Here is a 13,728-nt window from a genome sequence, read left to right as displayed (position 1 = left end):
GGTCGGCGTTAACCGTCCTTCTCGATTTCACAGAGTAGCGGATGCTGGCTTTCCCTGGCGTACTGGTTGACCTGCATGGCCTTTGTCTCGGCGATGTCGCGGGTAAACACTCCACATACTGCCCGTCCTTCTGTGTGAACGGCCAGCATTACCTTGGTCGCCAACTCGCGGTTCAGGTTAAAAAACACCTCGAGCACTTCGACGACGAAATCCATCGGTGTGTAGTCATCATTAAACAAAACCACCTTGTACATGGGCGGCGCCTGTAGAGCAGGCTTGGCCTCCTGAACAGCAATGCCTGCAGAGCCGTCCTCGTCATGTTCCTGATCCGGGCGATCCTGATTGAATGTTAGTCGAATCTGGCTATTTGCATGCATGGAAAGAAAGGTTCGTCAGTGGTTCAAATACAGTGGTGGGGGCGCCCTGCCAGAATTTCAACTCTGACCGATTGGTCGCCTTGACTATCGGAAAATCGGTGATACAACCAATAGAACCCACATTGGGTAAAAAAGGTCCGCGCAGTCAACCTTATTTATTCGGGTTAGGACGGATAAACTGGATGATACTCCAGTGATGGAGTCTGGTGCAGAGGGATATGGGCATGACTAGCGGTAAGGTCAAGTGGTTCAACAATGCCAAGGGTTTCGGCTTCATCATTGAAGACGACAAGGACGAAGACCTTTTTGCGCATTACTCGGCAATTAAAATGGATGGTTATAAAACACTGAAAGCGGGCCAAGCGGTGAGCTTTGAAATCATTCAGGGACCGAAAGGGCTGCACGCCGTGAACATCTGTGCAGTTGCGGCTGACGCCAGCACAAAAACCGCCACCCCCACCGCTCAAAAAGAAAAGAAATTAACGGTCTGAACGACCACGAGCGTGTGAGCAGCGATAAAAAACGGCCATCCCAATCAATTTGGAGTGGCCGTTTTTTTACCTCCTCTTACATATGCGAAATCAGCGCCTCACCAAAACCCGATGACGATACGAGTTTTGCGCCGTCCATCAGCCGCTCGAAGTCGTAGGTCACGGTCTTCGCCGAAATGGCGCCATTGGTCCCCTTGATGATCAGGTCAGCCGCTTCGGTCCAGCCCATGTGGCGCAGCATCATCTCTGCCGAGAGGATCAGCGAGCCTGGATTGACCTGGTCCTTGCCCGCATACTTGGGCGCCGTACCGTGGGTCGCCTCGAACATCGCCACGGTGTCGGACAGGTTGGCCCCCGGGGCAATGCCGATACCACCCACTTCGGCCGCCAATGCGTCGGAGAGGTAGTCGCCGTTCAGGTTGAGCGTGGCGATCACGTCATATTCAGCCGGGCGCAACAGGATCTGCTGGAGCATGGCGTCGGCAATGGCATCCTTGACCACTACATTCTTGCCGGTCTTGGGGTTCTTGAACTGCATCCAGGGACCGCCATCCAGCAAGGTTGCGCCGAATTCTTCAGCCGCCACTTCGTAGGCCCACTCCTTGAAGGCCCCCTCAGTGAATTTCATGATGTTGCCTTTGTGCACGATGGTCAGCGAATCGCGGTCGTTATCCACCACATATTGCAGGGCCTTGCGCGCCAGGCGCCGAGTGCCTTCCCTGGAGACCGGCTTGACGCCAATCCCGCAATCCTGGTCGAAACGGATCTTGGTGACGCCCATTTCTTCTTTCAGGAACTTGATCACCTTGTTCGCTTCCGGGGAACCGGCTTTCCACTCGATCCCCGCGTAAATGTCTTCGGAGTTTTCGCGGAAGATGGTCATGTCCACATCTCCCGGCTTCTTGACCGGGCTCGGTACACCCTCAAACCAGCGCACCGGACGCAGGCATACATAGAGGTCAAGTTGCTGACGCAGGGCCACGTTCAACGAACGGATGCCGCCACCGACCGGCGTGGTGAGCGGGCCTTTGATGGACACCACGTAATCCTTGACTGCATCCAGGGTTTCCTGGGGCAGCCAGGTGTCCTGGTCGTAGACTTGAGTTGCTTTTTCGCCGGCATAAACCTCCATCCAGGAGATTTTGCGCTTGCCGCCGTACGCCTTTTGAACAGCTGCATCGACAACCTTGATCATCACCGGGCTGATATCGACACCAATGCCGTCGCCTTCGATGTAGGGGATGATCGGGTTATCAGGAACATTGAGAGAATGGTCTGCATTGACGGTGATTTTGTCGCCGGCTGCCGGAACCTGAATCTTCTTGTATCCCATGCTGAACTCCATCTTTGGATTGAACATCTGGCTGCGTTCGAGCCTACTCCAGATAAATGACGACTGAAACCTCACGCCACGCTCATTTGCATCGAAAACAGCATATTTAGTCGCCTACAAGCTTGAAACAAAAGGCAAAATCGCCAATCTTGAGCACATCATGCAACTTAGGTCGCAACGCGGTACCTGCGACCTTTAGACCAATGGACGACACACCTTTTGTATGAAGGCTCGGCGTAAGCATAGCGACCTATGTATAATGCCGCCGCTGACCCAAGAGTCACGACAGCCGACCGCTCTGGAACAGATGCCCTCGGCTCGCAAAGCAGGACTATTACAATAGTCCACCCGCTTGACGCTCGACTGATGCAACCCAACATCACCGCGAAGAAACCTCGACATTTCGCTCATGGATGGCTTTGAACGAACGCGCTCCACCCGGCGCATCTCGAGTTTCTGCGCACGCTTTCAGCAAAGAAGAGAGTTAATCCGAATATGCCCACCCGCTCGAAGATCATCTACACCTTCACCGACGAAGCCCCTGCCCTCGCCACCTATTCACTGCTGCCTATCGTAGAGGCCTTCACCGCTTCCGCTGATATTGCCGTGGAAACCCGCGACATCTCCCTGGCCGCGCGCATCCTGGCAAGCTTCCCCGAGCAACTGGGCACCAAGGCCGTCCCGGACCACCTCGCCGAACTGGGCGCCCTGGCCGTTACGCCTGAAGCCAACATCATCAAGCTGCCTAACATCAGCGCCTCGACCCCGCAGCTGCAAGCCGCGATCAAGGAACTGCAGGCCCAGGGCTATGCCCTGCCGGACTACCCGGAAACCGTAACCACCGACGCGGAAAAAGAAACCCGCGCACGTTACGACAAGGTCAAGGGCAGCGCCGTGAACCCGGTCCTGCGCGAAGGCAACTCCGATCGCCGCGCACCCCTGTCGGTCAAGAACTACGCACGCAAGCACCCGCACAAAATGGGCGCCTGGGCTGCCGACTCCAAGTCCCACGTTGCGCACATGAGCAACGGCGACTTCTACGGCAGCGAAAAAGCCGTACAGATCGAGGCCGCTGACGCCGTCAAAATCGCGCTGGTTGCCCAAGACGGCACCACCACCGTCCTGAAAGAAAAGACCAATGTGCAAGCCGGCGAGATCATCGACACCGCCGTGATGAGCAAAAGCGCCCTGCGCTCGTTCATCGCCGCCGAGATCGAAGACGCCAAGAAACAAGGCGTGCTGCTGTCGGTTCACCTCAAAGCCACCATGATGAAGGTCTCCGACCCGATCATGTTCGGCCAGATCGTTGCCGAGTTCTATAAAGACGCCCTGGCCAAGCACGCCACCGTGCTCGAGCAGATCGGCTTCAACCTGAACAACGGCATCGGCGACCTGTACGCCCGCATCAAGACCCTGCCGGCCGACCAGCAAGCCCAGATCGAAGCGGACATTCAGGCGGTCTACGCCGCTCGCCCTTCCCTGGCGATGGTCAACTCCGACAAAGGCATCACCAACCTGCACGTACCAAGCGACGTGATCGTCGACGCCTCGATGCCGGCCATGATCCGCGACTCCGGCAAGATGTGGGGCACCGACGGTCAACTGCACGACACCAAGGCAGTGATCCCGGATCGCTGCTACGCCACCATCTACCAGGCCGTCATCGAAGACTGCAAGGCCAATGGCGCCTTCGACCCGACCACCATGGGCAGCGTGCCGAACGTTGGCCTGATGGCGAATAAAGCCGAAGAGTACGGCTCCCACGACAAGACCTTCCAGATCAAGGCTGACGGCGTGGTTCGCGTCACCGACAGCAAGGGCAACCTGCTGATGGAACAGAAAGTCGAGGCCGGCGATATCTTCCGCATGTGCCAGACCAAAGACGCGCCGATCCAGGATTGGGTCAAGCTCGCCGTTAACCGCGCCCGTGCCAGCAATACCCCGGCAATCTTCTGGCTGGACCCCAAGCGTGCACACGACGGCGTCGTGGTCGAGAAAGTTCAGGCTTACCTGAAAGACCACAACACCGAAGGCCTGGACATCCGCATCATGTCGCCGGTCGACGCGATGAAGTTCACCCTGGAGCGTACCCGCAAGGGCCTGGACACCATCTCGGTGACCGGCAACGTACTGCGCGACTACCTGACTGACCTGTTCCCGATCATGGAACTGGGCACCAGCGCCAAGATGCTGTCGATCGTGCCGTTGATGAATGGCGGTGGCCTGTTCGAAACCGGCGCCGGCGGCTCGGCACCAAAACACGTGCAGCAACTGCTGGAAGAAAACTTCCTGCGCTGGGACTCCCTGGGCGAATTCCTGGCCCTGGCCGCCTCGCTTGAGCATTTGGGTGTGACCTACAACAACCCGAAAGCCCTGGTATTGTCCAAGACCCTGGACCAGGCCACCGGCCAGTTCCTCGACAACAACAAGTCGCCATCACGCAAAGTCGGCAACATCGACAACCGTGGCAGCCACTTCTACCTGGCGCTGTACTGGGCACAAACCCTGGCCGCCCAGACCGAAGACGCTGCACTGCAAGCGCAGTTCGGCGAACTGGCAAAAACCCTGGCCGAGAACGAAGCAACCATCGTTGCCGAGCTCAACGCAGTACAGGGCAAGCCAGTGGATATCGGCGGCTACTACGCGCCGAACCCGGAACTGACCAGCAAAGCCATGCGCCCAAGCAACACCCTCAACGCGGCGATTGCCAAGTTGAAGTAAGGTTGTAAGGATGCAAAGAAGCCCCGGCCCCGTGCCGGGGTTTCTGTTTCCAGCGTTTAACTGAAGAAACACAATCTCTGTGTGGGAGGGGGCTTGCCCCCTCCCACTCTGAATCGAGAGGCCTCCCATGACCTGGCAACCCCACATCACCGTCGCCACCATCGTCGAAGACAACGGCCGCTTCCTCATGGTCGAAGAGCTCAAAGGCGGCCGCGCCGTACTCAACCAGCCCGCCGGCCACCTCGACCCGCATGAGAGCCTGACCGAGGCCGCCGTCCGCGAAACCCTCGAAGAAACCGGCTGGGACGTCGAAGCCACCGGTATTGTCGGGATCTACCTGTATACCGCCCCCAGCAATGGCGTGACCTATCAACGAGTCTGCTTCATCGCCAAGGCACTCAAACATCACCCGGACTATTCACTCGACGATGGCATCATCCGCGCCCGCTGGCTGACCCGCGACGAGCTGATGGCCTTGCGCGACGACTGGCGCAGCGAGTTGATCATCCGCTGCATCGATGATTATCTGGCCGGACAGCGCCACAGTCTCGAATTGATCCGCCCTTCCCTTTAGCCTTGCGCGCGCTAGCCTGTTAGAATCGCGTCCTTTTTCAAGACACCCGTTGAAACCCTATGCGTGATTCAGCCCCTTCTGACACACCAAAGAAGCGCGTCATCGTCGGCATGTCCGGCGGCGTGGACTCTTCCGTTTCCGCCGTTCTGCTCATGGAGCAGGGTTATGAGGTGGAAGGCCTGTTCATGAAGAACTGGGAAGAAGACGATGGCACGGAATATTGCACCGCCATGGACGACCTGGCGGACGCCCAGGCCGTGTGCGACAAGATCGGCATCAAGCTGCACACCGCCAACTTCGCCGCCGAGTACTGGGACAACGTGTTCGAGCACTTCCTGGCCGAATACAAGGCCGGCCGCACGCCGAACCCGGACATCCTGTGCAACCGTGAAATCAAGTTCAAGGCGTTCCTCGACTACGCCATGATGCTCGGCGCCGACCTGATCGCTACTGGCCACTACGTGCGCCGCCGCGATATCGATGGCCGCACCGAACTGCTCAAGGGCCTGGACCCGAACAAGGACCAGAGCTACTTCCTGCACGCCGTCGGCGGCGAACAGATCGCCAAGACCCTGTTCCCGGTGGGCGAGCTGGAAAAACCAGAAGTGCGCAAGATCGCCGAGAAACACGGCCTGGCCACTGCCAAGAAGAAGGACTCCACCGGCATCTGCTTTATTGGCGAGCGCCGCTTCAGCGACTTCCTCAAGCAATACCTGCCGGCGCAACCGGGCGAGATCAAGACCACCGACGGTGAAGTGATCGGCCGCCACCACGGCCTGATGTACCACACCATCGGCCAGCGCCAGGGCCTGGGCATCGGCGGGCTGAAAGATGCCGGGGAAGAGCCGTGGTACGTGCTGGTCAAGGACCTGGAACACAACGAACTGATCGTTGGCCAGGGCAATGAGCACCCACTGCTGTTCTCCGGCGCCTTGCTGGCCTCCGAGATCTATTGGGTCAACCCGATCGACCTGAGCACCCCGCGCCGCCTGACGGCCAAGGTGCGCTATCGCCAGAGCGACCAGCCCTGCACCCTGGAAAAAACCGCCAACGGCTATCGCGCCACCTTCGATGACCCGCAGCGCGCAGTCACCCCCGGCCAGTCCGTCGTCTTCTATGACGGTGAAATCTGCCTGGGCGGTGGCGTGATTGAAGTCGCCGAAGCGTGGAGCAGCCCGGCATGAGCCCGACCCAGGAGCAATTGACGGCACTGGGCGGGGTTTTCCTCGCCGCGGTACTGGTGGACAAGATCGCCAAGACCGGCCAGGTCACCGAGGCCGGGCTGACCTGCATGCTTGGCAGCCTGCTGATCCGCGACCCCAAGGATACCCTGGAGGTCTACGGCGGCGATGACCTGGCGCTGCGTGAAGGTTATCGCGCACTGATCGGCGCCCTGGAACGCGACCCCAGCACCCTGCAACGCGAACCGCTGCGCTACGCCCTGTCGATGCTGGGCCTGGAGCGCCAGTTGGCCAAGCGCGACGACATGCTGGAAACCATCGGCAAACGCTTGCCGCAGATCCAGTCCCAGGTGGAACACTTCGGCCCGGCCCACGAAAACGTGATCGCGGCCTGTGGCGCGCTGTACCAGGACACCTTGAGCACATTGCGTCAGCGCATCCAGGTGCACGGCGACATGCGCAACCTGCAGCAACCGAACAACGCCTCGAAGATCCGCGCCCTGCTCCTGGCCGGTATTCGTTCGGCGCGGCTGTGGCGCCAATTGGGTGGTCATCGTTGGCAATTGGTGATCAGCCGGCGCAAATTGCTCAAAGAGCTTTACCCGTTGATGCGCAACGAATAAGTCGCAGCAACCCCAGTTTTGAAGCATTACGCGTAATACGCCGGTCAGTTGGCGACGGACCGGCGGATTTTTTCATGTATGATACGCGCCCCATTTCGTTGCCCGACTGTCCGAGAACACCCCATGCAGCTCTCTTCGCTCACTGCGGTTTCCCCTGTTGACGGCCGCTACGCCGGCAAAACCCAGGCCCTGCGCCCGATTTTCAGCGAATACGGTTTGATCCGTGCTCGTGTTCTGGTTGAAGTGCGCTGGCTCCAGCGCCTGGCCGCTCACCCCGCCATCAGCGAAGTGCCGGCGTTTTCCGCCGAAGCCAACGCTGTATTGAACACCCTGGCGGAAAACTTCTCCCTGGAGCACGCCGAGCGTGTCAAAGAGATCGAGCGCACCACCAACCACGACGTAAAAGCCATCGAGTACTTGCTCAAAGAGCAAGCGGCCAAGCTGCCGGAACTGGCCCAGGTCAGCGAATTCATCCACTTTGCCTGCACCAGCGAGGACATCAACAACCTGTCCCACGCCCTGATGCTGCGCGAAGGCCGTGATGACGTAATGCTGCCGCTGATGCGCCAGACCGCCAACGCCATCCGCGAACTGGCCATCCGCTTTGCCGACGTGCCGATGCTGTCGCGTACCCACGGCCAACCGGCTTCGCCGACCACCCTGGGCAAAGAACTGGCCAACGTGGTGTACCGCCTGGAGCGCCAGATCGCTCAAGTGGCGGCCGTACCGTTGCTGGGCAAGATCAACGGCGCCGTAGGCAACTACAACGCCCACCTGTCGGCCTACCCTGAGATCGACTGGGAAGCCAATGCCCGCGCCTTCATCGAAGACGAGCTGGGCCTGGGTTTCAACCCTTACACCACGCAGATCGAACCGCACGACTACATCGCCGAGCTGTTCGACGCCATTGCACGCTTCAACACCATCCTGATCGACTTCGATCGCGATATCTGGGGCTACATCTCCCTGGGCTACTTCAAGCAGCGCACCATTGCCGGTGAAATCGGTTCGTCGACCATGCCGCACAAGGTCAACCCGATCGACTTCGAAAACTCCGAAGGCAACCTCGGCATCGCCAACGCCCTGTTCCAGCACCTGGCCAGCAAGTTGCCTATCTCCCGCTGGCAGCGCGACCTGACCGACTCCACCGTGCTGCGCAACCTCGGCGTGGGTTTCGCGCACAGCGTGATCGCGTACGAAGCCAGCCTCAAGGGCATCAGCAAGCTGGAGCTCAACGAGCAGAAAATTGCCGCCGACCTGGACGCTTGCTGGGAAGTCCTGGCCGAGCCGATCCAGACCGTGATGCGCCGCTACAACATCGAAAACCCTTACGAGAAGCTCAAGGAGTTGACGCGCGGCAAGGGCATCAGCCCCGAAGCGCTGCAAACTTTCATCGACGGCCTGGACATGCCTGCCGCCGCCAAGGCCGAGCTGAAGCTGCTCACTCCGGCCAACTACATCGGCAACGCTGTAGAGCAAGCCAAGCGTATCTGATCATAGCAAGACCCTTTGAGACGCCCGGCCGCGCCGGGCGTTTTTATTCCAGTCTGAAAAGTGCTTTTTTTCAATAGGTTACACATGAATCCTGATATCCCTCTTCAACTTCTGGGCGGCATCACGGCACGGGAATTCCTGCGCGACTACTGGCAGAAAAAACCGCTGCTGATCCGCCAGGCCATCCCTGATTTCGAAAGCCCGATCGACGCCGACGAACTGGCCGGCCTGGCCCTGGAAGAAGAAGTCGAGTCGCGCCTGGTAATCGAACACGGCGAACGCCCGTGGGAACTGCGTCGCGGCCCGTTCGCCGAAGATGCTTTCAGCACCTTGCCTGAACGCGAATGGACCCTGCTGGTGCAGGCCGTTGACCAGTTCGTGCCGGAAGTGGCCGAGCTGCTGGAACAATTCCGTTTCCTGCCAAGCTGGCGCATCGACGATGTGATGATCAGCTTTGCTGCACCGGGAGGCAGCGTAGGCCCGCATTTCGATAACTACGACGTGTTCCTGCTGCAAGCCCAAGGCAAGCGCAACTGGAAGATCGGCCAGATGTGCAGCTCCGAAAGCGCGCTGTTGCAACACGCCGACCTGCGCATCCTCGCCGAATTCGAAGAGAGCGCCGAATGGGTACTGGAGCCGGGCGACATGCTCTACCTGCCACCCCGCCTGGCGCATTTCGGCATTGCCGAAGATGACTGCATGACCTATTCCGTAGGCTTCCGCGCCCCGAGCGCCGCCGAAGTGCTGACCCACTTCACCGACTTCCTCAGCCAATACCTGACTGACGAAGAGCGCTACACCGACGCCGACGCCCAACCGGTCAGCGACCCGCACCAGATCCAGGGCGACGCACTGGACCGCCTCAAGAGCCTGCTGGCCGAGCACATGAGCGACGAGCGCATGCTGCTGACCTGGTTCGGCCAGTTCATGACCGAGCCACGCTACCCGGAACTGGTCGCCGGTGAGGACTTGGGTGAAGATGACTTTATCAACGCCCTTCAAGACGGTGCGATTTTGGTACGCAACCCGAGTGCGCGCCTGGCCTGGTCCGAAGTCGACGACGATGTGCTGCTGTTTGCCAGCGGCCAGAGCCGTTACCTGCCGGGTAAACTGCGCGAACTGCTGAAGCTGGTGTGCTCGGCTGACGCACTGCACAGCGAAAACCTCGGCGAATGGCTCGCCGACGAAGACGGTCGCGACCTGCTGTGCGAACTGGTCAAGCAAGGAAGCCTGGGGTTTGCCGATGAATAAGATTCACGTAAGTGTCGCGGACTGGCAAAAGGATATCGCTGAGATTCGGCGCATTCGTGAAGCGGTATTTATCGCCGAACAATCGGTTCCACCTGAGCTTGAATGGGACGCCGACGACGCCGGCGCGGTGCATTTCCTGGCATTCGAGGGCGACTTTCCGATCGGTACCGCCCGCCTGCTGCCCAGCGGCGAAATCGGGCGCGTATCGGTGCTCAAGGACTGGCGCGGGCTTAAAGTCGGCGACAAGCTGATGGAAGCCGTGATCGGTGCGGCCGAGCAACGCGGCCAGCGCAAGCAGTTCCTCAGCGCACAGGTCTATGCCGCGCCGTTCTATGAGCGGCTGGGCTTCAAGATCGTCAGCGAAGAATTCCTGGAAGTCGGGATTCCGCATGTTGATATGGTGCGTGAGGGCTGATTCAGGATCGAGTCGCTGCCATCGGGAGCAAGCCCCTCCCACATTTTGACCGCGTTCCAAAGAATGACTCGGTCAAGTGTGGGAGGGGGCTTGCTCCCGATGGCTATTTCAGCGACACCAGCAATACCCTGCCCTGCCAGGGCATTTTGCCGTCTACGATTCAATTTGCGGCCTGCCGGGCCGACAAACTGGCACTATCACGCCTAATTGACTCGCAGAGATAACGGACATGTCCCTACGCACCCTGCTCATCGCACTCCTCCTGGCCGCCAGCGCCCCGGCCGTGGCCGACACCGAAGTCGTCAACCTGAGCAATCGCACCAGCGCCGACCTCCTGCCCGTGGCGCAGAATTTCATCGGCAAGGACGGCAGCGTCAGCGCCTACGGGAACCAGCTTATCGTCAAGGCCGACCCCGGCAAGATCCAGGACCTGCGCGCACTGCTCGCGCAATTGGACACGCCCGCCAAACGCCTGCTGATCACCGTCGATACCAACGAAAACAATCAGCAAAACACTGGCGACAGCCAGACTCGCATCATCAGCTACGGCACTGCCAGCCGCGACGGCGGTGTCCAGCAGATCCAGGCGAGCGAAGGCGTGCCCGCGTTGATCCAGGTCGGTCAGAGCGTTCCGCTGACCACCACCCAGCAAGACAGCTACGGCCGCCTGCAAAACCAGACCCAGTATCGCAACGTCACCCAGGGCTTTTACGTCACCGCCAGCGTCACCGGCGAGACCGTACACCTGAGCATCAGTACCAACCGTGACCGCATGAGCCAGGAACGTCCCGATGTAGTGAACGTCCAGAGCACCGACACAACCGTCAGCGGGCGCCTGGGCGAGTGGATCCCCCTGGCCGGCATCAATCGCGAGACCCAGGCCGACAAATCCTCCACAACCCGCAGCTACTCTACCCAGGGCCGCGATGACCTGACTTTACGGGTCAAGGTCGACACCCTGAACTGAAGCACCGGAAACTGACTGATGAGTCGTATTAGACCAAAGATGTAGTGCTTGAAAAAAAGCACTACAAAACATTTGACGATCGAAAAAAGCCTGGGCATGATGGCCTCGCTCCCGCTAATCAGGGGCCCTGGCAAGGGCCTTCGGATCGCCGCTCCAAGCTACCCACCCGAGCCGATTCGTGTCTGTACCGCCCACAAGGTGTGTTTGACGAGGTTGCGACTGGAACGAAGTTGTCCCGAGGGACGGAAGCCAACCAGGTAACCCGGCTACACACTGATGGATCGTACCAAGGCCCACGACGCCCGAAGACCGTTCGCAGTTTGCCCCTACCTGCTCAATTCCACCCTTGAGCCAATCGTTCATCCCGTCGCCTTCCCCGCCAAGCCCGGCTTGACCACCTGAGCTTCTGGTCAGCGAGCAGCCAAAACCACGCACTTACTACGTGGCTGGCAAATGGAATTTTCCACCTAGACCTATGCGACGAGGTTTTTCCCCATGGCACTGACACGCGAACAGCAAATTGCAGCCCTTGAAAAAGACTGGGCTGAAAACCCACGCTGGAAAGGCGTAACCCGCGCTTATTCCGCTGCTGACGTCGTCCGCCTGCGTGGCTCGGTTCAACCTGAGCACACCTTTGCAAAACTCGGCGCCGAGAAGCTGTGGAAGCTGGTCACCCAAGGTGCCAAGCCTTCCTTCCGTCCCGACAAAGATTTCGTCAACTGCATGGGCGCCCTCACTGGCGGCCAGGCAGTCCAACAGGTAAAAGCCGGTATCCAGGCGATCTACCTGTCCGGCTGGCAAGTGGCAGCGGACAACAACTCCGCTGAATCCATGTACCCCGACCAATCGCTGTACCCGGTAGACTCGGTGCCGACCGTGGTCAAGCGCATCAACAACTCGTTCCGTCGTGCCGACCAGATCCAGTGGAAAGCCGGCAAGAACCCGGGCGACGAAGGCTACATCGACTACTTCGCACCGATCGTGGCCGACGCTGAAGCCGGTTTCGGCGGCGTACTGAACGCCTACGAGCTGATGAAGAGCATGATCGAGGCCGGCGCGGCCGGCGTGCACTTCGAAGACCAACTGGCTTCGGTGAAGAAATGCGGCCACATGGGTGGCAAGGTGCTGGTACCGACCCAGGAAGCCGTACAGAAGCTGACCGCTGCGCGCCTGGCCGCTGACGTCGCCGGCACGCCAACCATCATCCTGGCGCGCACCGATGCCAACGCCGCCGATTTGCTGACCTCGGACTGCGACCCGTACGACATGCCGTTCGTCACTGGCGAGCGCACCCAGGAAGGTTTCTACAAAGTACGCGCCGGCCTCGACCAGGCCATTGCCCGCGGCCTGGCCTATGCGCCGTATGCCGACCTGATCTGGTGCGAAACCGCCAAGCCTGACCTGGAAGAAGCCCGTCGTTTCGCCGAAGCGATCAAGAAGGAATACCCGGACCAACTGCTGTCCTACAACTGCTCGCCTTCTTTCAACTGGAAGAAGAACCTGGACGACGCAACCATCGCCAAGTTCCAGCGCGAACTGTCAGCCATGGGCTACAAGCACCAGTTCATCACCCTGGCCGGCATTCACAACATGTGGCACAGCATGTTCAACCTGGCGCACGACTACGCCCGCAACGACATGACCGCCTACGTGAAGCTGCAGGAGCAGGAGTTCGCTGACGCCGCCAAAGGCTACACCTTCGTGGCGCACCAGCAGGAAGTGGGCACCGGCTACTTCGACGACATGACCACCGTGATCCAGGGCGGCACCTCGTCCGTGACCGCGCTGACCGGTTCGACCGAAGAAGAGCAGTTCCACTAAGCACCGAGCAAACGGCCATTGCGGCCGCATGGAAGACCTAACCGCAATGCCGCAAAACAATCACGCCCCGACTGGTTCGGGGCGTTTTTTTTGCCTGCCCCCCCCTCCCGACACCATGAAGATCACATTGTGGGAGGGGGCTTGCTCCCGACGGCGCTGGATCAGCCTCAGAAGTGTCGACTGACACCCCGCAATCGGGAGCAAGCCCCCTCCCACAGGGAATGCAGGTTTTGTGCAGATTTTGCGCAAAACATTGATCCAGGGCGGTATCTGCGCAAGCCTGGTCGGTTATAACGATCCGTTCAGGCAACTAAGCGGCACTCAAGCAAGTAACGGCAACTTCCCCGCCCCAACACAAACACCCGCTTAAAACCCACCCAAACAATATTCATTATCATTTAGAGCATGCGAACTTCTTTACAGCTAAAACAAAACATAATTGGTGAAAAGCCGGCTAATCCCCGCCCCGCAAGGGCTACA

General features: G+C 59.4%; 12 protein-coding genes. 10 read left to right on the top strand and 2 right to left on the bottom strand.

Features of this window, described 5'->3' with window-relative positions; genetic code table 11:
• Positions 1-8: 8 nt before the first annotated feature.
• Positions 9-377 carry an ATP-dependent Clp protease adapter ClpS gene (gene clpS / locus ACQRBV_RS18850; protein ID WP_060755656.1) on the bottom strand — a complete coding sequence of 123 codons (369 nt, stop codon included), beginning with the start codon at positions 375-377 and terminating at the stop codon, positions 9-11.
• Between the two features lie 224 nt (positions 378-601).
• On the opposite strand from clpS, the gene cspD reads away from it, so the two are divergent.
• Positions 602-868: a cold shock domain-containing protein CspD gene (gene cspD / locus ACQRBV_RS18845; RefSeq protein WP_162843526.1), complete on the top strand. Its 267-nt coding sequence runs from the start codon at positions 602-604 to the stop codon at positions 866-868.
• A gap of 76 nt (positions 869-944) precedes the next feature.
• Here the strand turns inward: cspD and icd are convergent, their stop codons facing one another.
• Complete coding sequence (icd, locus tag ACQRBV_RS18840) at positions 945-2,201, bottom strand: NADP-dependent isocitrate dehydrogenase (protein WP_411984384.1); 1,257 nt, start codon at positions 2,199-2,201, stop codon at positions 945-947.
• 495 nt (positions 2,202-2,696) lie between these two features.
• On the opposite strand from icd, the gene ACQRBV_RS18835 reads away from it, so the two are divergent.
• From ACQRBV_RS18835 to aceA, 9 genes are all read left to right on the top strand, one after another.
• On the top strand, positions 2,697-4,922 hold the full coding sequence (locus ACQRBV_RS18835) for an NADP-dependent isocitrate dehydrogenase (RefSeq protein WP_411984385.1): 2,226 nt from the start codon (positions 2,697-2,699) through the stop codon (positions 4,920-4,922).
• 127 nt (positions 4,923-5,049) lie between these two features.
• Complete coding sequence (locus ACQRBV_RS18830) at positions 5,050-5,496, top strand: NUDIX hydrolase (RefSeq protein ID WP_060755659.1); 447 nt, start codon at positions 5,050-5,052, stop codon at positions 5,494-5,496.
• 59 nt (positions 5,497-5,555) lie between these two features.
• On the top strand, positions 5,556-6,680 hold the full coding sequence (mnmA, locus tag ACQRBV_RS18825) for a tRNA 2-thiouridine(34) synthase MnmA (protein ID WP_411984386.1): 1,125 nt from the start codon (positions 5,556-5,558) through the stop codon (positions 6,678-6,680).
• Positions 6,677-7,300 carry a high frequency lysogenization protein HflD gene (gene hflD / locus ACQRBV_RS18820; protein WP_046068637.1) on the top strand — a complete coding sequence of 208 codons (624 nt, stop codon included), beginning with the start codon at positions 6,677-6,679 and terminating at the stop codon, positions 7,298-7,300. Before mnmA ends, hflD begins: the two co-directional genes overlap by 4 nt.
• A gap of 123 nt (positions 7,301-7,423) precedes the next feature.
• The gene (purB, locus tag ACQRBV_RS18815) at positions 7,424-8,794 is read left to right on the top strand and encodes an adenylosuccinate lyase (protein ID WP_010209589.1); all 1,371 of its coding nucleotides are present in this window, start codon (positions 7,424-7,426) and stop codon (positions 8,792-8,794) included.
• An 84-nt stretch (positions 8,795-8,878) separates the two neighbouring features.
• A complete protein-coding gene (locus tag ACQRBV_RS18810) occupies positions 8,879-10,045 on the top strand; it encodes a cupin domain-containing protein (RefSeq protein WP_060755661.1) in 1,167 nt (388 codons plus the stop codon).
• Positions 10,038-10,460: a GNAT family N-acetyltransferase gene (locus ACQRBV_RS18805; protein ID WP_060755662.1), complete on the top strand. Its 423-nt coding sequence runs from the start codon at positions 10,038-10,040 to the stop codon at positions 10,458-10,460. Before ACQRBV_RS18810 ends, ACQRBV_RS18805 begins: the two co-directional genes overlap by 8 nt.
• Positions 10,461-10,689: 229 nt before the next feature.
• Positions 10,690-11,427, top strand: a complete 738-nt coding sequence (locus ACQRBV_RS18800; protein ID WP_090370261.1) for a secretin N-terminal domain-containing protein — start codon at positions 10,690-10,692, stop codon at positions 11,425-11,427.
• A gap of 495 nt (positions 11,428-11,922) precedes the next feature.
• Positions 11,923-13,248 carry an isocitrate lyase gene (gene aceA, locus ACQRBV_RS18795; protein ID WP_411984387.1) on the top strand — a complete coding sequence of 442 codons (1,326 nt, stop codon included), beginning with the start codon at positions 11,923-11,925 and terminating at the stop codon, positions 13,246-13,248.
• The last annotated feature ends 480 nt before the right edge of the window (positions 13,249-13,728 follow it).

Origin of the sequence: Pseudomonas sp. R11F (assembly GCF_050312575.1) — a bacterium.
GTDB classification, from domain to species: domain Bacteria; phylum Pseudomonadota; class Gammaproteobacteria; order Pseudomonadales; family Pseudomonadaceae; genus Aquipseudomonas; species Aquipseudomonas palleroniana.
This window is presented reverse-complemented; position numbering and strand designations above follow the sequence as displayed.